The sequence below is a fragment of the Roseofilum capinflatum BLCC-M114 genome (genome assembly GCF_030068505.1).
Lineage (GTDB): Bacteria > Cyanobacteriota > Cyanobacteriia > Cyanobacteriales > Desertifilaceae > Roseofilum > Roseofilum capinflatum.
In genome coordinates this window covers 116,651-135,217 of sequence record NZ_JAQOSO010000102.1, presented here as the reverse complement: position 1 = coordinate 135,217, position 18,567 = coordinate 116,651, and the positions used below count along the sequence as shown (strand labels likewise).

The window sequence follows — 18,567 nt, the reverse complement described above, 5'->3', positions numbered from 1 at the left end:
TAGGAATCGCAAGGTACTTAGTTTAAGTGGACTTGATGAACCAAGAATCCACTCGTCTTTAGGCAGTGGAGCGTCAAAGCGCATTGGGCTGATACTCCCTGAAGCTCATAGGTTCACCCCGATAAGCGGTAATCACGGTTTTTACGCCTCCGCGCCTGGTGAAATCGCCGATAATTCGTAGTGCTTTGGGTTTCACTTCTGCCATCAGGCGATCGGCGACTTGATTAACAACGGTTTCATGACTGATTCTTTGTTGGCGGAAACTATTAATATAAAGCTTAAAGGCTTTGAGTTCTAAAACGGATTGATTCGGAAAATAGTCAAAGACAATTGTGCCAAAATCAGGATACCCCGATCGCGGACAAAGAGCGGTAAACTCTGGATGTTCCACATGAATCACATAATCATGATTCGGGGAAGGGTTAGGCCAAATTTCCAGGGGACTATGGGCAGCTTCTTCAATGGCGCGATCGCCATAAGTATCATCTTCCATTTTCTGTACTACAGCCCCCCGATATTTCCAAATCGGATCGTCTACCCCCGCTTCCTGAAAGCCTCGGTCTCTTAAAATACAGGCATGGCACTTACCGCATCCCCCCTTCACCCCTGCATAGCAGGTATGGGTTAACTCCATCACCGACTCAAAGCGATCGCCCAACGTCTCCTGAGCCAACTTTACCGACTCCGCTTTCGTCAAATTCATCAAGGGCGTATGAATCCGATACGCACCACCATCCCCGTACATCCCCTCGCCCAATGCCACCCCCATGGCATCAATAAAACTCTGGCGACAATCCCAATACCCCGCAAAATCAGTCTCACACACCCCTAAAACTATATCGCGAATCCCCAAACGGGCTGCCCGATTCGCCGCCAAGGTCAAGAATAAAATATTACGTCCGGGAATAAATGTGGCCTCAATGCCCTCTGGAAGCGCCTGGGCGCTCTCATACTCCGCCAAAGGGGTTTGGCTCACCAAAGGACTCGTACTCTTCAAAATTGGCCCCACAGAGAGGATTTCATGGCTTGCTAGTCCCAGCTTTTTAGCCACTGCCTGGGCGCTTTCGAGTTCAATGCGATGACGCTGTTGATAGTCAAACGTCAGCCCATGAGTGCGATCGAATTGTTGAGTTGCTAATGCAGCGCAGGTGGTTGAATCTTGTCCACCGGAAAGGATAACTAGAGCTTCGGTTTGAGCCATGAAACAATCAATGAACAATAAACAATGGGGTCATCAATATTGTAGATCGAGGAGAACCCATCCGATAAGTCTCTCTCCGTTTCGCCTATTCCAGAGTAGAGGCTTAAAATACTGTACCATCACTGTCGATGCGTAGGGGAGGCACTCCACCGGGACGAAGTTGGGCGGCAATTTTGCGTCCGGCTGTCCATGTTCCGCCCTGTAGGAGTTTGACAAGGGGGAATTCTTGGGCGGTTAAATTCAGTTTTTTCCGGATAATTTCGGCGAGTTGATCGAGTAAAACTAGGGTTAGGGCACGCCATTCAATAATCAATTCTGAATCGACTTTATGGGAGATTTCTAACTGGGCATGATCTTTAAGTTCTAATACGCCTAAGTCTAAGAAAAGTCCACCATTGCGATATTCCGGGAGTCCGGTGAGTTGATTTAAGTCGGTTATAGTTAAGCCTAAATCTTGCAAGGGTTCCAGGAGCGAGTAAGTTAACCATTGGGAGAGTTTATGAAAGGGAATAAATTGGGAACCTATGCCGGTATTGGGTAGGGCGGAGTATTGCCAAACATCGCCTAGATTGATGCCATCGAGGGTTAAGCGTCCGGGCCAAATTTCTCCGAGGCTCTCTAGAATAGTTTGGAAGATGGTGACGGTGGATAGTTGATGAGAGAACTTAGCGCTTTTATTGGCTACATTTTGATCCCCCCAACCCCGCTTAAAAAGGGGGGCAGTAGTGAAAGTCCCCCTTTCTAAGGCTTGCCCTGAGCGTAGTCGAAGGCGGGATTTAGGGGGATCAACTTCAGTTTGTCCTAACCAATGATGGATTAAATCGCTCGGACGGGGGGGAGAACCGGGGAAAAATTGGGGGGAATTGGAGAGAACTTGACCCAGTTTTTTCAGGAGTTGCAGTCGTCCAGAGATGCCAATTAATGGATTTTGGGCTGTAACTTGAAAGGCGGTTTCTAGGGCAGGTTGGGTGAGGTTTTGTAGGGCGAGACTATCGACTTGATAAGGATGCTCTGGGTTGCTGGAAAATAGTCCTTGACAAAAGCTGTGAAAGCTGGCAAGGGCTAATCCTTCGGAACGGCTGTAAATGCTGTTGGTATGGGGTTCTTGATAGTGCCAGTTGGCTCCTGCTCCGGCATCTAGGAGGACGCTGATGATGGCTAAATCGAGTTTAGATTTAGCCTGTTCTAGGGCAGAATAGTCAGCGAGAGAGGCTTGAAATTGCTGTAAACGGGAGGTTCCCCCAACTTCAAAGTGTCGCCATCGGGAATGAAAGGGGACGTTGAGATCGGGGTATTCGCTCCGGATGACTTCAATGACATAATCAGCAACATCAGGTAGTTTGGATAGGTGGCAATGAAAGCCGGAGAGTTGGTTAGATTGGGCTAAGTTGAATAGGATTAGGGCGCGATCGCGAATCGTTTGTGGTGTTCTTAATTGTCTGATAATGTCCTGCATCTAATCTATCTTCCTCCTAGAACTCAAAATTGGGGTTTTCTTCGGCTTGATTTTCCGGCCAATAATCGAGATCTAGGGTTTCGGTGATGGAAAAGGGACACAGTGCTGGAAAGTCATCAACCTTCATCCCGGTTTCTAGGGCAGCTCGTTGGCGTGCTTTTGCATAACAGCCCTCGAAAATTTGGTTAAAATAGCTTTTCAAGCTGGGGCTATCTCGAAAGGCTTTGTGAATGCGATCGCGGTGTTCGTAAATAGTATAGCGCCAGCTATGGGTCTGTTTTTCCGGTTGATATTGATACTTGAGTAAGTGCATCAGTAGAATTTCCAGGTTACTCTCGATCGCCCGTTTCTCACTTTTTCCCATGTCTTCAAGTTCTTCTGCAAGATGCTCTAGATCGAGACGATCGAGCTGGCGATCGCGTAATAATTGTGATGTAGTTTCTAGCCACAGATAATAGTCGCGATCGTAAAGATCGGGTAAAACAGAGCGATCGACTGCGGTTTCCATAGCCCTTGTGTTGTTGCATTTTTCGCTACTCTAGCACAGGTTTGGCGATCGAACTGTGCCATCCATAATGACATAATCGGCAACATCGGGTAGTTTGGATAGGTGGCAGCGAAAGCCGGAGAGTTGGTTAGATTGGGCTAAGTTGAATAGGATTAGGGCGCGATCGCGAATCGTTTGTGGTGTTCTTAATTGTCTGATAATGTCCTGCATCCATCTTCCTCCTTGAAATGACTATAAAGTTTGGCTCTTCCCCAGCATCTAATTCCAGTATCGCTGAACGGGATAGGAATCAAAAGCTTTGTCTTTACTCAAGATAGGAATATTCTGGTTAATTGCTTGTGCAATGAGCAGTCTATCAAATGGATCGCGATGATGAAAGGGAAGAGTATAAAGGACATTGAAGTGATTGAGATCAATCGGTAACAAGTCAAAATCGGCCCATTGAATTTTCTCCTGAATATAATCCGCAGCAGTCATGGGCAATGTCAATTTTTGCTGGCTTTGCTTAATTGTTATTTCCCAAGCACTCGCGACACTGATCAGCTTCTGATGTTGAGAATCTTCCATCCAGTTACGGACGCGATCGCTTAAATTGGCATTTCCGGTAAAAAACCACAGTAAGGCATGAGTATCCACAAGGAACTGCATTAGCTATAATCCTGAAAATCATCTAGGGGCACATCAAAATCATCAGATAGGATAACCCGCTCTCGATCGCAGCCAAACCGAGGAGGACGAGATGCAGACAGAGGCGCGATTTTAATCTGTTGATCCTTGTGGTTCGTGATCACAACCTCTTGTCCTGAAAACGCCATTTCTAGCAGCTCGGCAATTTTAGGTAAGGCTTGATTAATATCAATGTTCTCCATAACTATGACCTCAACATGCGCCTAAACTGGCTAAGACTTCCCGCAAAATGTCCTCGGACACCTCATCAGTAATTCTACCTTCCCTTTTTGCTGTGGGTAAGATAAACCGCACGCGACCCGATTTTACCTTTTTGTCGGTTTGCAAGCTGTCTAAAATGCTGTCAATCGTGACTTCGGAAGGAATGCGCGTAGGTAACCCAGTTTTTTCGATTAATGCTAATTGACGCTCATCCCAATCTTGGCCCCAGTATCCCATTTTCAGGGCTATTTTACCGACTGCCACCATACCGATCGCCACTGCTTCCCCATGAATCACCTGCTCGTAACCCGTTAAAGCCTCGATCGCATGACCAATCGTATGCCCATAATTGAGAATCGCCCGTAACCCCGCTTCCTTCTCATCCTCACTCACCACCTGAGCCTTGGCTTCACAGGAGCGCGTTAAAATCAAGTTCAATAACTGGGGGGGGACAGACTCAAACCGATCCAGCCTAGTTTGCTTTTCCAGTAGCCCAAACAGCTCTAAATCCCAAATCACCCCATACTTAATCACCTCCGCCATTCCTGCCCGAAATTCGCGCTCTGGGAGGGTCTTCAGCACCTGACGGTCAACCAAAACTAAGCGCGGTTGATGAAATGCACCGATCAGGTTTTTCCCTAGGGGATGATTCACCCCCGTTTTGCCCCCAATAGATGCATCCACCATCGCTAAGAGGGAGGTGGGCACTTGAACAAAATTAATGCCTCTGAGCCAAGTAGCAGCAGCAAACCCAGTCATATCCCCAATCACCCCCCCACCCAGGGCAACCAGGGTAGAGGAGCGCTCTAGACGGTTTTCCAGGGCACAATCATAGATAGTTTGAATAGAGTCCAGGGTTTTGTATTGCTCTCCGGCAGGGAGGAGATGGGAAAAGACCGTAAACCCAGCGTTGCGTAAAGAGGCGATCGCCCGTTCTGCATAATAGTCAGCGATCTCCGGATTAGAAACCACCAGCACCTTATTCCCCAAACCTAAATGAGCCATACGAAAGCCAAGCTCATCAAGGCTGCCTGGGGCGATCGCAATCTCATAGGACTTATCCCCCAACTCCACCCGCACCATAGACCCTGAAACCAATCCATCCATCATCGCTTTGTGCTTCAACTCTTCGTCAATCAGTTGTATCCTAGTTTACGGAATGTTGCGATTAATCTCAAGACTGAATCAATAGAGTTAACAAAAGGAGAAAAAACATGAGCATTGGTGGAGCCATTACCTACTTCGTCTTCCTCGGAGGTATGATCGGTGTAGCCCTTACCCTGTGGTTTGGACTACGGGCGATTAAGTTAATCTAACCTCCCCTCCTGTGCCCTGCGACTGCACTCAGGGCACAGGAATGGGAGGAAAACGGTAAGATTAGGCACAAGAGTAAACTAGAGATTTCCTACTACTATATCGGTTTAGTGGCGATCGCCTCTATAATTGCCGGCAGCCGTCTTGTTTAGGCGCTGGCTATGAATTTACCGCTCAAAGCGCTGTATTACCCATTCCCTCTTTCCTTCAAACAGGCACGTTGCCATCCTCTAACCGAGTTAATCAGATAGAGAGTAGAGGAGGGAGTAATCATATCGAGGGTAATGGGGTGTTCGTGGATCAGGTGACGATCTAAGAGCCACGCGCGGACTGTACCGGGTAAAAGTCCACAGGAGAGAGGGGGAGTAATCCATTTTCCCTGCCAATGGAGAACAATATTGGCAATGGTGGCTTCGGTCATTTGATGGTTTTCGTTCCAGAGCAGTACATCATCACAGTCAGTCACCGCCGCACTAGCTTGAGTATAAATCTGGCGATGGGTGGTTTTGTGGTAGAGCCAGATGCTGGAGGAGTCGATGGGTTGGGGGGCAAGTTTGACGGTGAGGGGGGTGAAGGGGGAGGGGGGTGAAATGGGGTAAGATTCTAGGGTTAATTTTCCTTGGAAATCAATCAGCACGCGGATTTTATGGGGAGAGGGTTTGAGGCTGGGGGCTAGGGTTTGGAGTTGCTGGAGCAGTTGGGGCAGGTTGAGGTCAATATTAAAGTATTCGGCGGAGTCTTGGAGCCGTTGTAGGTGGTAGGAGAGGAGGAAATAGCCCGCTTGGGGAGTCCAGAGGAGGGTTTCGAGGAGGGAAAAGGGGGGCTGTGGCTGAGTGAGAACGCGGGATTTTATGTAGCATTCTTGGTATTCTTCTTGACTGTCGGAGTCGGCGACGATGCCGCTACCGATGCCGTATTCGACTTGTTGGGCGTGTTTGTCGATCAGTAGGGTGCGGATGGCGACGTTAAAGGTGGCTTTGCGTCCGGGACTCAAAAAACCGATCGCCCCGGTATAGATGCGTCGGGGAGAGCCTTCGAGTTCTTTGATAATTTCCATGGTGCGGGCTTTGGGTGCGCCGGTGATGGAGGCGCAGGGGAAGATATTGGCGAGAATTTGGCTTAGGGGCGATCGCGTTTGAGCGGTAACAGTTGAGGTCATTTGCCAGACGGTAGCATAGCGCTCCACCTCAAACAGGCGCGGCACTTGCACGCTGCCAACGGTGGCAACTCGGCCAATATCGTTGCGAACCATATCGACGATCATGACGTTTTCGGCGCGGTTTTTGGCGGAATGGTGCAACCATTGGGCAAGCTGCCGATCTTCGCCTAGAGTTTTTCCCCGTGGAGCAGTTCCTTTCATGGGTTTGCTGGTGAAGGTGGAACCGTCGAGGGTGAAAAAGAGTTCGGGGGAAGCGGAGGCAATGATATAGCGCCCCATATCCAGATAAGCGGAATAGGGAGCTGGGGGCGATCGCCGCAAGAAGTTGAGCGCCCAGCGCGGATTGCCAGTAAAAGCCGATCGCAGACGGAAGGAATAGTTTACCTGAAAGGTGTCGCCTTGTCTGATGTAGTTTTGAACGCGGGCGATCGCCTCATAAAACTCATCTTCTGTCAGTTCACTTTCCCAGTTGATTCCTGGATCGCCCACGTCTGTGTGCAGATTAATGAATTCCTGGGGGGTGAGGATGCGAGAGGGGCGATCGAACAGCGCAAACCAGAGTTGGGGAAAATCCGGGTCTTCATGCACCGTTAGAGCGCTATCAAAGACAGGAGACGCTTCATAACTCAGTATTCCCACGGCATAACAGCCCCGTGTTTCCACTTGGTTTTCAATCTCCTCTAAAGTCGCGATCGGATTTCCAGAATTTTCACTTAAACAGTAGACTTGAAATGGATTTTCAAACTGTAACCAATGCTGGTTTTGGGATTGGTAAATATAAGCAAGGGTGTTGGCATTCATTCCCAATTCTTTAGGGTTATCGGTGGGAAACTCAGTAAATTCTTCGGAGAAACACTTTTTCATTATACTATCTTTTTTCCCACTCAATCAAAATATCTGCAATTATACTTACTTTTTTTTATTGAATAGACAACAACGATCGATAAACATCTATAATTGTAACAAGGAGGTTGTCATATCCGAGACATATTTTATGATAAGGATATAATCTTAGGGTCATCTATTTGAATCAGAGGTGCTTAGAATGTTCAATTATAAAGTTTCGCCGCTTCTTACTCGTCCGACTATAGCTCAACAGGCTCAACAGAAGTTATCAGCCGACGACCGGATTGAGGGATTTAGCCAGTTGGTTTCCGGTATGATTCAGTCCCTCTCTACCGTCGATCTCCCCGAAGGCGTAGAGCCGGAAGACCTGCAAAAGGCTTTAGAGGAATTCCGAGAACGCAAAATTCAGCAAATACAAGAGCAATTATCCGTTAAGTCCTAATCCACTTCGAGACTTGTTTAACTCTGGTGTAAGGGCAATTCAATAATAAATGTTGTGCCCTTTCCGGGTTCAGACTCGAAGGATAACTCTCCCCCATGATGATCGACAATAATCGAATGACATAAGCTCAACCCTAAGCCCTTTCCCTTACCGACTGGTTTGGTACTATAAAACGGTGTAAATAAGCGCTGACGAATCAAGTCTGACATACCTATCCCATTATCAGTAATGGAAATTCTCACCCATTGCATGTGGCACTTTTCAGTCGTAATGGTAATGTGTGGACTCTCCCGGTTGGCGTGATTTTCCCATGCGCTATCAATCGCATCAATGGCATTTACTAATATATTCATAAATACCTGATTGACTTGTCCTGCATAGCATTCAACCGGAGGCAAAACTCCGTAATTTTTGTTAATAGTAATCATCGGTCGCTTCGTGTTCCCCTGTAAGCGATAATTAATAATCATTAATGTGCTTTCGAGTCCATCATGGAGATTCACCCGTTTCATCTGCGATTCATCGAGTCGGGAAAAAGTTCTCAGGAACAACACAATTTCTCGAATGCGAGATGCGCCATATTTCATGGAGTCTAGCAAATCCATACAATCAGCTTGCAAGAAATCTAAATCAATATCTTCTGAAAATTGTTCAATATCTTCACCGGGTTCAGGAAAAGTTTTTTGATAAAGTTGAACCAATTCTAATAAATCAGTCAGATAAGATTTAGCAAAATCAATATTTCCATAAATAAAGCTCACAGGATTATTAATCTCATGGGCAATGCCAGCGACTAATTGACCAATAGAAGATTTTTTCTCACTTTCAATTAACTGAGCTTGCATTTTTTGGAGTTTTTGCAATGCCAGTTCTAACTCATGGGCTTTTTCTTCCGATTCCTGCACTGCCCGTTGAGATTCATCGTACAAATTAGCTTGATAAATGGCAATCGCTAATTGTTTAGCTACATGCACCAGTAAAGTGACTTCGACTTCTTTCCAATGGCGCGATCGCTTACATTCATGGGCAATCAGTAAGCCCCATAATTCTTCTTTAATAATAATGGGTACAATCAGATTGGAGCGCACATCAAAATTTTGTAAAAAATCAACGTGACAGGGATCGAGTTTAGAGGTGAAGACATCATGAATTACTCTCACTCGGCCATTTTGATAGAGATGGGCGTACTCTTGAGAAAAACAATTATCTGCACCCACTTTTCCCAAGGTTGATCCCCAGTTTCCCACCACTTTTTCGACGATAACCGACCCTTTCCAATCCGGTTGAAATTGGTAAATAAGCACTCGATCGGTATCCAAAAGCTTTTGAATTTGATTGACGGCTGTTTTCCAAATGGTTTTTAAGTTTAAACTACTCCGAATTTGATCGGTAATTAACCGTAGAACAGACTCTTGTTCCTGAGCTTTTTTAAATGAAGTAATATCGGTGTGGGAACCGGCTAAACGATAGGGGGTTCCATCACTGTTGCGATAGCACAATCCCCTGGCCAAAATCCACCGATAGCCACCACTGGGAGAACGGAGGCGATAGGTGCTTTCATAAAATTCGGTTCCTCCTTGAATATGGGCTTGGAGGGCGGCTTGATGAAGGGCTAAATCTTCGGAATGAATGAGGGATTCAAATTCGGTAAAGGTTTGGGGAAGTTCAGCTTCAGTAAAGCCTAAAATATGTTGCCAATTGGGATTAAAAAATATGCGTCCTGTGGGTAAATTCCAATCCCATAATCCTTCTTTAGAACTGGGTAGGGCCAGATGAAACTGAGGTTCATCGGCAGACACGGGATCATCAGGAGAGGGAACAACGATTCCAGTGAGGGTATAATTCATAAGGTTAGGGGATGACGATTGGTTTAAGTTGGCTCTTGGCGATAGGCGATCGCCGCATAAAAGGGATCTCCTCCTCCCCAACCCATCAGTTGCAAGATCGGAGGAACATTGGGTAGACGCACAATCAATTCTGGGTCTGTAAATCCAGATACGGATTGGATATAATGTTTCACGAGCTTGAGGCGAGTTTTGTCTGTACCATCACGCCAAGCTTGAATCGCTTTTTGATAGAACATGCGGTTAGAAAAGCTGACAATGACGAGACCACCGGGTTTGAGGATGCGGTGAATCTCGCTAAAGATGGCATCAGGGTATTGTAGATATTGTATGGAGACACAATTAAGGACGGCATCAAAGCTTTGATCCTCAAAGGGTAGTTGTAGGGTTTGATTGAGGTCTTGTACCCAATAATGGTCTAAGCGGGGGTTTTTGGCTAATTCTTCCTCATTGAGGCCATGGCCTTCCACATGCTCAAAGGTCATCTCATCAGGAAGGTGGGAAACCCAGCTACTCATTAAATCGAGGATGCGAGTTTGGGGTTGGAGGCGATCGCGGTACAGTTGGGTTAACTGCTGGATAAACCCCTCATCCACGTGGGTGACAAAGCGAGGAAAGGCATAAAACTGGCGATCGTCGCTAGAATCGAGCTTAGTGCGGTCTTGGGGTTTTAAGAGCATGATGAATTGAATTCAAACTTAAAGTAGACTGAAAATGATTACGGCTCCCTTTTCCACTATAGAGGATTCTCCAGGGTTGGCTGGATCGGTTCTTTTCCTGGTAAGGAGGGTTCCATGGTTCCGAGTATTTTGATTTTTTTATTGGTGGCGATCGCCTGTCTGTCGAGTTCCTTGGTGGTGATTCAGGAACCCTATGAAGCCTTAGTAGAGCGCTTGGGAAGGTATAAACGCACCCTCAAGGCCGGTGTTAATTTTATTATACCTCTCGTGGACAAAGTGGTGATCAGAGCCTTGATGAGCGAGCGTCTGCTGGATGTCCCCCCCCAACAAACCATCACCAAAGACAACGTATCCTTAGAAGTCGATGCGATCGTCTACTGGCAAATTGTCAACCTGAAACGGGCCTATTATGCCATTGATAATATTGAAAATGCTCTGGAAAATCTGGTGTTAACCAATTTGCGGGGGGAAATTGGTCGTCTCGAAATGAATCAAACGTTTTCCGGGATTAAAGAAATTAATCAAGCCTTGCTAGAGCAAATTGACTCAATTACGGACTCTTGGGGAGTTAAGTTGATTCGGGTAGAAGTCCGGGATATTACTCCTCCGAAAACCATTCTTGAATCCCTAGAACAAGAACGAGCCGCAGAAAGTAAACGATTGGCCTCAATTACCGAAGCCCAAGGAGGAGCGCAATCGATGAAAATCCTGGCTGATGCATTAGGAATGGATTCTAACAGCCTTGAGTTTATTCAATTTATTATTGCCCAACGGTATATAGAAAGCAGCGAAAAGCTCACGAATAGTCCGAATTCTAAGGTCTTCTTTATGAATCCTGGAGCTTTGAACGAAACCCTCACCAATCTTTTAGAATATGAACGGTCAAATTTGAGGAAAATTGACCTGCCCCCTGAGTCTGCACCTGGAAATGGAAAGGAGTAATTTTGATATTAGGCATGTTCTTCTTGGTAATTGGCTAAATGAAAAACAATCCGAAAGGCTTCGTCTAAGGTCGTGTCTTTCTCTGTTTTGATGCGTTTGATTTTAGTTTTATTCAATTTAGAAATCAGTTCTTCATAGGTATCTTTCTCGGCGGATGCATCCTGGCGATTGATGGGGGAAATAATCCGATAATCACAACCATAGCGTTGACACTCTAAACTTCCGTATTTGCTTAAGCTTCCGTTGGGATTGATGTAAGACAGAACTTCAAAATCAACAACTCTAGTTTTCATATCCTTAATCTTCCGTAGGTTAGAACCAAAGGTCAATCCGGATGCAGACCGCGATTAACTCTTATAGGTTCATCATCCCCGATCGCCAGCCAAATCTCTGTGACTGAGGTAAGTAAATTTGGTGAGATATCCAAGAGAATGGATTGATCTGAAGCGGTAGAGAGGGGTGAGCGATCGCCCCTGATTTGGAGATCTCGATCACACCTGTCCTCTCTAACTCCTAGTTATACGGACTCATCGGATTAGACTCTAAATACATATGTGAAAAGAATTTCATGGCTGTACTCCAAATCAAATAGCCTTGCTGGTTAAGATGCAAGCCATCCGTGGTCAACTCTGCCCGTAGATTCCCTTGGGGTGTAGCGAATAAGGGATACAGATCCAGATAATAGGCTCCTTGGGAATGAGCCAGAGTCCAAAGTTGTTGATTGAGTCGGCGAATGCGTTCATTGGGTACTTGCAAGAGGCGATCGCTCTGTTCCCAAGTTGCTTGTTCTCCCTGATGGGGCAAAATCGATTGCACCACCAATTGGGTTTGGGGATGATTCCACTTTAAGTCCTGAAGAATTTGCTGATAATTCTCCAAAACCTCGCGATCGCTCACCCCTTTGAGTAAATCATTAATGCCAATCAGAATAAAGATGGTGTCGGGTTTCGTCCGATCTAACAGGGGTAAGCGGCGATATAATCCCGCCGAAGTTTCCCCAGAAATTCCCTGGTTGAGCCAAGTGCGTCCAGGGGGCAACAATGCTGGAGGAAACCATAAACTAATGGAATCTCCCGCTAAAACTGAGAGATTTTCCGGTTGTTTCGCGGCTGCTACTTCCGCTTCTTTAGCCAGCAGTTCCACCCATTCTTGATAGGTGAGATGATGGCTCTGAGGGACATAGGGAGGAGCTGGGTTAACACTCTCTGGGGACTCAGTATTGCTCGTATTGACTGAAAGGATTTGGGCTTGAGCCGGGATACCTGAAGGATTATCGGTCATTGACACCCGCGATCGCCCTTCGACCGAGCCAATCTCGCCCTGCGCCTGGATCAGCAATAAACTTAAGACCACATTGGCAGACAGGGATAACCCGACCCAAATAGGAATTTTTTTTCTGTGGCTGAACACAACCCTACACCGAATCAACAGACTTATAACCCATCATAATAGGACGGGAGACAAAAAATGAATACCGCTAAGGAGGATAACGTCCTTAGCGGTCTGGAACTGAGATTCAAATCTGAGCGAACAGTCGCGCCAAACGCATAACCCTCTAATGATCGCTGCTTCCTACACTAGAGCTTTTAATTGCATCGGCCATGCCACCGGCGATCGCGCTCGACTCTTTCAGGAATCCACTGTAAGCTTCCATGCCATGTTCGGCAATATCCAACCCTTCAAACTCTTGTTCGGGATGAACCCGGATACCCACAGTTGCTTTTAGGGCTAACCAGAAAATGCTACTGAGGAGAACGGTAAAGCCACCAATCGTTAGAATACCGATAATTTGGGCAATCAGTTGATTGGCTCCACCGCCATAAAACAGGCCCGATTCCGTATTAAACAAGCCAACAGCTAAGGTTCCCCATGCGCCATTAACTAAGTGAACCGAAATCGCACCCACCGGGTCATCAATTTTGAGAACCGTATCGAAGAAACCAACCGCATAGACCACCAAGATGCCAGCAATCACACCAATGATCACAGCTCCCAGATAGGACACTCCATCACAGCCAGCCGTAATCCCCACCAAACCGGCGAGAATACCATTAATGATCATCGACAAGTCAGGCTTACCATCCTTGAGCCAAGAAACCGCCGTTGCTGATACCCCACCTGCGGCAGCAGCCAGGTTAGTCGTCACCGCAATATAGGGAACCGCTTCATCAGCAGCCAGTTGAGAACCAGGGTTAAATCCAAACCAGCCAATCCAAAGAATCAAACATCCCAGGGTGGCAATACTCATATTGTGCCCAGGAATCGCACGGGCTTGGCCATCTTCATATTTACCAATCCGGGGGCCTAAGAATGCAGCTCCCATCAGAGCAGCCCAACCCCCAACGGAGTGAACCACAGTTGAACCGGCAAAATCAGCAAATCCCGTATCGAGGAAACCGATATCGCTTAACATACCGCCACCCCAAACCCAGTGACCGGAGATGGGATAGCCAATCCCCACCAGTAGTAGGGAGAAGAGAACAAAGGCGATAAACTCAATCCGTTCGGCGACTGCTCCGGAAACAATGGTGGCAGCAGTTCCGGCAAAGGCAGCTTGGAAGAGGAAGAATACCGGAATCGGTAAACCCGCAGGGAAGGGATCGAGTCCGTAGGTTCCCGGATCGGTGCTGCTGAGGAACCAACCGCCCCCTCCGATGAAGCCATTCCCTGCACCAAACATGAGGGAGAAGCCGATCGCCCAAAAGATCAGGGTCGCTAGAGCAAACACGATCAGGTTTTTCGCCAGGATGTTGACGGCATTTTTCTGCCGACAGAATCCGGTTTCTAACATGCCAAACCCAGCATTCATGAAGATCACCAGGATGGCAGCGATTAAGATCCAAATGGCATTCAGGACTCCTTGGATATATTCCGGAGAGCCTGGAACCACTTCGGCTGCTTCTTGGGCTTGGGCAGCCACTTCCCAAATCACCACAATAATGGCTGATAGGGGAATACAGGCGATCCAATTTAGAGCATTACGACCCAACAACAGGCGTAGGGCACTCAGTTGGGGCTGTTGCCTCCAGGACTTATTAGCCCAGAAGTTTGGGAGATTTTTCGGACTCCCTCCGATATCAAGGCGTTGAGTTTTCAATGATTGTCTTTCCATGAATTTCTTGATCTGAGAATTACCGCACGAAATTGGAGATGCAGCTTACTCATTGAGTAGGGGACGACAAATAGCCTTCCAGCTTTTCATAGAACCAGTCCAATGAAGATGAAGTCAAACTCAATGCCGATTTTAAGGTTTACTTAAGCTTGGCTACTCCTTGAATTGGTTCCGTAAATACGATAGATAGATTGCATCAATTCTGATGGGTTTATTCTGTATTACAGAATACTTTTTTCCAATTCAATTGAAAATTTATGTTACTTATTTTCTAAGTAATCTTCATATCCGAGTCGTTCTAATTGGGTTTGTTTCTCAATTACGGATTGATTAAGCTGGTGGCGATAGGCTTGAATCTTTTGCAGTAAGTGGGGTTGGTGGGTGGCTAAAATTTGGATGGCCAACAGTCCGGCATTCTGAGCGTTGCCGATCGCCACGGTGGCCACGGGAATGCCCCTGGGCATCTGAACAATGGAGTAGAGGGAGTCGAGTCCTTGCAGATGACGGGAGGCTACTGGTACACCAATGACCGGTAAAGGCGTTAATGAAGCCACCATTCCCGGCAAATGGGCCGCCCCTCCTGCCCCAGCAATAATTACCTTAATGCCCCGTTCGTGGGCTTGTTGGGCATAGGTAACCATCCGTTCGGGAGTGCGATGGGCGGAGACAATGGCTACTTCTGCGGGCACTTGAAAGTCTTCGCAGACGGCGATCGCCGCTTTCATCGTCGGCAGATCGGAATCACTGCCCATAATAATACCAACCAGAGGATCGGACATAAGCGTAGAGTCTTAAGATTCAGGATTTGATACGATGCAATATAGCGCTTAACGGAGGTCAAAATGAGCATTTATTTGGGCATCGACATTGGAGCAAGTACCGTAAAACTGGGATTATGGGATTCTGAAAACGGGGTGATTGGCGATCGCCTAGACAACCCTAGCCGCGCCTCCGAAGGCCCCGATGCCACCGTCAACGTGATTCAAGCGGCTGCTAAAGAAATCTTCAAAGTCAATAACATTAATTCAGATGAGGTTAAGGCGATCGGAGCATGTTGCCCCACGCCCATCGACCCTTCAGGCATGTGCGTTTATCCCACCAACATTGATCGCTCCTGGCAAGGCGTAAACGTCAAACAGAAACTCTCCGATACCTTCAACCTACCCACACTCCTCCTCAACGATGGCGATGCCGCCGCCTACCGAGAATACACCGTCAGAGAAGCCCAAAATAAAGCCTCCTCCTCCATGGCTCAGTTTATTACCGGAACTGGCTTAGGAGGAGCCTTAATCATCAACGGTAAAGTCATTTCCGCTCCTGGAGTCGCCGCCGAACTCGGTCATATCGTCACAGATACCAGCGAAAATGCCGACCTTTGTGGATGTGGAGCAACAGGATGTGCTGAAACCAGAGCCTCCTTACTCGGCCTCAGAAACATGGTCAAACACCGACAAGCCAAAGGCAACGTACCTGAAGCACTTCAAGGCGACCCCATGGAAGTCGCCAAAATCCTCCGCGAACTCGGTCAGTCCGACAACCCCCTACAAGATGTTACTGACATCTGGCATGAATACTTTACCAATCTCGGTAGAGCTGCCCGAAGCGTCCTCAATATTGTCGGCTGCGACCTGATTGTGATTTCCGGTGGAGCGCAAGAAAGACGCAATACCGCATCCGATTCTTCCTATGAACGATTTAAATCCGATGCCATTGGTTGGATTCGCCATGAAATTGACCACACCTTCCCCCATCTGAAAAACACCAGAGTCGAATGGTCAATTGATACCCTATCCGACAGCGCCGCCTATGGTGCAGCACAATACAGCGCTACCCACTGGTAATCGGTAATCGACATTGGTCACAAGCAATCCCCGTAGGGTGGGCAGGATAAAGCTTGTATATCTTCGGAAATATGGCTTATGTTCCTGCCCACCCTATCCGCTCATTTAGGTTTGCTATATTACAAAATTTGGTCATCTAGGGAAAAGTCCACCTCTAGTTTATCTTTACCTTGAGCCAGATAATCGGTTTCAAAGGAATCTTTTAATCCAGACACTAGGTCATATTTGGGCTGCCAATGGAGTTCAGTTTTGGCTTTGTGAATATCGGCGAAAAAGTGCTGAGAGCGCATGGGGAAGGCTTTGCGTTTGCCGAAGTCAAATTGTTTGGGATCGTAATGAACAATTTGGATATCTTCAGCAGATTTTCCACAGGCGATCGCACAAGCTTGGGCTAATCCATCAAAGGTGACGTAGCGATCGCCAGAAACATTATAAATTTGACCGATTGCCTGGGAATTGCCCAAAACCGCCATCATCGCTTGGGCTAAGTCGTAACAATGACCCAATTGGGTAATGGCATTCCCTGAACCGGGGATGGGAAGGGGGCGATCGCGCACAATGCGGTCAAAGAACCAAGCTTCTAAAGGATTATAATTCAACGGGCCGTAAATATAGGTGGGGCGAATAGAGGTAAACGGCAGTTGCTTTTCACTCAAGTATTTTTCCGTTTCAAACTTTCCTTTATGGCGGCTTTTCGGGTCTACCGGATCGCCTTCAATATGGGGCATTTGCTCCGATTTTAAGTAGACTCCAGCCGAACTCATATAGATAAAATGTTTCACCTTACCCGCGAATAAGTCCGCCAGGGGTTGAGTATCGCTCAGTTCCCGCCCATTATTGTCAAAAATGGCATCAAATTCTTCACCCGCAAGCTTATCTTGGATTTGGGCCTTATCCGTGCGATCGCCATGAATTTGAGTCACCCCTGCAACGGGAGCCGGTTTATTGCCTCGATTAAATAAGACCACTTCATGACCTTGGGCAACCAATAATTTTGTTAAATACACGCCAATAAACCGCGTGCCACCCATCACCAAAACTCGCATAGCGTTTCCTTGTTTTTACAGACTGTTTTTTAGATTCTAAGTTCTAGTTTATCATCACCTATTGCCTAGGGCGAAGTGCTGGCCATCCATTGCACGCACTTTTGAAGTTCAGCCTGCATCACCTCCACAGGAGCATGATAGCGGCGACCATGGCCGGGTAAAACCCACTCAAAGCGGTAAGCCGTGAGTTTTTTCATGGATTTGCGTAATTCTTCCCAGGAATACCAACAATGGCGACGAAAGGCAATGAGTTGTTGTAAAGAATATGACCAAGCCACATGATCGCCGCTAAACAGAAATTGATGGCGGTAGAGTAGCACGGTGTGTCCTTTGGTGTGACCGGGAACGGGGATAATCAGGAGATGGGGAGCGAGTTCGATCGGCTCTGTGCCTGTTAAGGGCTGTTCAATGCCTTGGGTGTCATCCGTGATATCATCTTCATGCAACAGGCGATCGCAGCCAAAGCGATCGTGGAATTTCTGGTGATCCGCCACATCATCCTTGTGGGTTAAATATAGCCAGCGTATCCCTCCCATGGCTTCAATTCGTTTCACTAGAGGGGGAGTGAACCGGGGAGAGTCTACCAAAATATTGCCGTCTGGATGCTGGATGAAATAACTCACTGCACCGAATGAGGATTCAGAATGATAGCCACAATGGTAGACATTATCGGCGATCGGTATCGGAAAAGTCTCTTGAGCGGCTTTAATATCTTGGGGTTTCTCCACCGTCCCAATAGAAGCAGTGGGACAAGCAAGCAGTGCTTGTAAGGCGTTTTGGCGATCGCCCCAATTCTCCGGTTGATGGTACACAGCCGATTGTCCATTATCGCGATAGAAGACTTGCGGAGCCATCCACCGACAGGTATCACAGTCAATACAAGTGCGATCGACAAAAAAATCTCCAGCTACATTTTCGGGTCTGCGTTCAGTTTGGGTTGCCATAATCTTTGAGTTCCTGAGTGCGTTTTGCTCATTGCATCTATTCCTAGCCTAGCAATCCCTTTTTCTTAATAGCACACAGTTATGCTATAAAAGTTACTTTGTTTTTTCCGAGATGTCACCACACAAGTATCTAGATTGCCAATTTTCGCGGATATAAATCCATAAAAATACGAGTTTTTAACGACTGCTTGTATATTTATTTTTACAAAAAAATCAAAAACACTAAAATTATTCTCCTGAAAAATGTAAAGTTTTATTACAAAATCCGCGATTTTGCATAAAATCGCCCCAAAAAAACTGAGTACCTTATAGAAGCCTCAGTAACTCTGCGGATTCTCTGTTTG

The 18,567-nt window shown here is 46.9% G+C and carries 20 protein-coding genes; 4 read left to right on the top strand and 16 right to left on the bottom strand.

What is annotated here, in order from left to right:
- Window positions 1–73: 73 nt before the first annotated feature.
- The 7 genes from queC to aroB all read right to left on the bottom strand — a co-directional run bounded on the left by queC (window position 74) and on the right by aroB (window position 5,163).
- The gene (queC, locus tag PMG25_RS20135) at window positions 74–1,201 is read right to left on the bottom strand and encodes a 7-cyano-7-deazaguanine synthase QueC (protein ID WP_283768686.1); all 1,128 of its coding nucleotides are present in this window, start codon (window positions 1,199–1,201) and stop codon (window positions 74–76) included.
- A gap of 103 nt (window positions 1,202–1,304) precedes the next feature.
- The gene (locus tag PMG25_RS20130; RefSeq protein WP_283768685.1) at window positions 1,305–2,657 is read right to left on the bottom strand and encodes a URC4/urg3 family protein; all 1,353 of its coding nucleotides are present in this window, start codon (window positions 2,655–2,657) and stop codon (window positions 1,305–1,307) included.
- A 16-nt stretch (window positions 2,658–2,673) separates the two neighbouring features.
- Window positions 2,674–3,165: a DUF29 domain-containing protein gene (locus PMG25_RS20125; protein WP_283768684.1), complete on the bottom strand. Its 492-nt coding sequence runs from the start codon at window positions 3,163–3,165 to the stop codon at window positions 2,674–2,676.
- A 30-nt stretch (window positions 3,166–3,195) separates the two neighbouring features.
- Window positions 3,196–3,375: a DUF1688 family protein gene (locus PMG25_RS20120; protein WP_283768683.1), complete on the bottom strand. Its 180-nt coding sequence runs from the start codon at window positions 3,373–3,375 to the stop codon at window positions 3,196–3,198.
- 48 nt (window positions 3,376–3,423) lie between these two features.
- Window positions 3,424–3,813 (bottom strand): type II toxin-antitoxin system VapC family toxin, encoded by a 390-nt coding sequence (locus tag PMG25_RS20115; RefSeq protein WP_283751792.1) that lies wholly within the window; start codon window positions 3,811–3,813, stop codon window positions 3,424–3,426.
- Window positions 3,813–4,034, bottom strand: a complete 222-nt coding sequence (locus PMG25_RS20110) for a type II toxin-antitoxin system Phd/YefM family antitoxin (RefSeq protein ID WP_283751791.1) — start codon at window positions 4,032–4,034, stop codon at window positions 3,813–3,815. The genes PMG25_RS20115 and PMG25_RS20110 overlap by 1 nt, the downstream gene beginning before the upstream one ends.
- 10 nt (window positions 4,035–4,044) lie before the next feature.
- Window positions 4,045–5,163, bottom strand: coding sequence for a 3-dehydroquinate synthase (gene aroB / locus PMG25_RS20105; protein ID WP_283768682.1), 1,119 nt, complete (start codon window positions 5,161–5,163; stop codon window positions 4,045–4,047).
- 104 nt (window positions 5,164–5,267) lie between these two features.
- Here aroB and petL point away from each other — a divergent pair, with 104 nt between their 5' ends.
- On the top strand, window positions 5,268–5,369 hold the full coding sequence (gene petL / locus PMG25_RS20100; RefSeq protein ID WP_283768681.1) for a cytochrome b6-f complex subunit PetL: 102 nt from the start codon (window positions 5,268–5,270) through the stop codon (window positions 5,367–5,369).
- A 185-nt stretch (window positions 5,370–5,554) separates the two neighbouring features.
- Here petL and pabB read toward each other — a convergent pair whose 3' ends face one another.
- On the bottom strand, window positions 5,555–7,390 hold the full coding sequence (gene pabB, locus PMG25_RS20095) for an aminodeoxychorismate synthase component I (protein WP_283768680.1): 1,836 nt from the start codon (window positions 7,388–7,390) through the stop codon (window positions 5,555–5,557).
- A 181-nt stretch (window positions 7,391–7,571) separates the two neighbouring features.
- Between pabB and PMG25_RS20090 the strand changes: the two genes are divergently transcribed.
- Window positions 7,572–7,814 (top strand): hypothetical protein, encoded by a 243-nt coding sequence (locus tag PMG25_RS20090; protein ID WP_283768679.1) that lies wholly within the window; start codon window positions 7,572–7,574, stop codon window positions 7,812–7,814.
- Window positions 7,815–7,831: 17 nt separating this feature from the next.
- Here PMG25_RS20090 and PMG25_RS20085 read toward each other — a convergent pair whose 3' ends face one another.
- Together PMG25_RS20085 and PMG25_RS20080 are read right to left on the bottom strand one after the other, a co-directional pair.
- Window positions 7,832–9,661, bottom strand: coding sequence for an ATP-binding protein (locus PMG25_RS20085; RefSeq protein WP_283768678.1), 1,830 nt, complete (start codon window positions 9,659–9,661; stop codon window positions 7,832–7,834).
- A 23-nt stretch (window positions 9,662–9,684) separates the two neighbouring features.
- Complete coding sequence (locus PMG25_RS20080) at window positions 9,685–10,338, bottom strand: class I SAM-dependent methyltransferase (RefSeq protein ID WP_283768677.1); 654 nt, start codon at window positions 10,336–10,338, stop codon at window positions 9,685–9,687.
- A 114-nt stretch (window positions 10,339–10,452) separates the two neighbouring features.
- Here PMG25_RS20080 and PMG25_RS20075 point away from each other — a divergent pair, with 114 nt between their 5' ends.
- Window positions 10,453–11,280 (top strand): SPFH domain-containing protein, encoded by an 828-nt coding sequence (locus PMG25_RS20075; protein WP_283768676.1) that lies wholly within the window; start codon window positions 10,453–10,455, stop codon window positions 11,278–11,280.
- Between the two features lie 8 nt (window positions 11,281–11,288).
- Here the strand turns inward: PMG25_RS20075 and PMG25_RS20070 are convergent, their stop codons facing one another.
- From PMG25_RS20070 to purE, 4 genes are all read right to left on the bottom strand, one after another.
- A complete protein-coding gene (locus PMG25_RS20070; protein WP_283768675.1) occupies window positions 11,289–11,573 on the bottom strand; it encodes a hypothetical protein in 285 nt (94 codons plus the stop codon).
- A gap of 220 nt (window positions 11,574–11,793) precedes the next feature.
- Window positions 11,794–12,690 carry an SGNH/GDSL hydrolase family protein gene (locus PMG25_RS20065; RefSeq protein WP_283768674.1) on the bottom strand — a complete coding sequence of 299 codons (897 nt, stop codon included), beginning with the start codon at window positions 12,688–12,690 and terminating at the stop codon, window positions 11,794–11,796.
- A 145-nt stretch (window positions 12,691–12,835) separates the two neighbouring features.
- Entirely contained in the window at window positions 12,836–14,392 is a 1,557-nt protein-coding gene (locus tag PMG25_RS20060) for an ammonium transporter (RefSeq protein WP_283768673.1), read from the bottom strand.
- 260 nt (window positions 14,393–14,652) lie between these two features.
- Complete coding sequence (gene purE, locus PMG25_RS20055; RefSeq protein ID WP_283768672.1) at window positions 14,653–15,171, bottom strand: 5-(carboxyamino)imidazole ribonucleotide mutase; 519 nt, start codon at window positions 15,169–15,171, stop codon at window positions 14,653–14,655.
- Window positions 15,172–15,234: 63 nt separating this feature from the next.
- Between purE and PMG25_RS20050 the strand changes: the two genes are divergently transcribed.
- The gene (locus PMG25_RS20050; protein ID WP_283768671.1) at window positions 15,235–16,233 is read left to right on the top strand and encodes an ROK family protein; all 999 of its coding nucleotides are present in this window, start codon (window positions 15,235–15,237) and stop codon (window positions 16,231–16,233) included.
- A gap of 119 nt (window positions 16,234–16,352) precedes the next feature.
- On the opposite strand, the gene PMG25_RS20045 is transcribed toward PMG25_RS20050, so the two are convergent.
- Both PMG25_RS20045 and PMG25_RS20040 read right to left on the bottom strand, forming a co-directional pair.
- Window positions 16,353–17,279, bottom strand: a complete 927-nt coding sequence (locus PMG25_RS20045) for an NAD-dependent epimerase/dehydratase family protein (RefSeq protein WP_283768670.1) — start codon at window positions 17,277–17,279, stop codon at window positions 16,353–16,355.
- Window positions 17,280–17,344: 65 nt separating this feature from the next.
- The gene (locus tag PMG25_RS20040) at window positions 17,345–18,223 is read right to left on the bottom strand and encodes an MBL fold metallo-hydrolase (RefSeq protein WP_283768669.1); all 879 of its coding nucleotides are present in this window, start codon (window positions 18,221–18,223) and stop codon (window positions 17,345–17,347) included.
- Window positions 18,224–18,567: the final 344 nt, after the last annotated feature.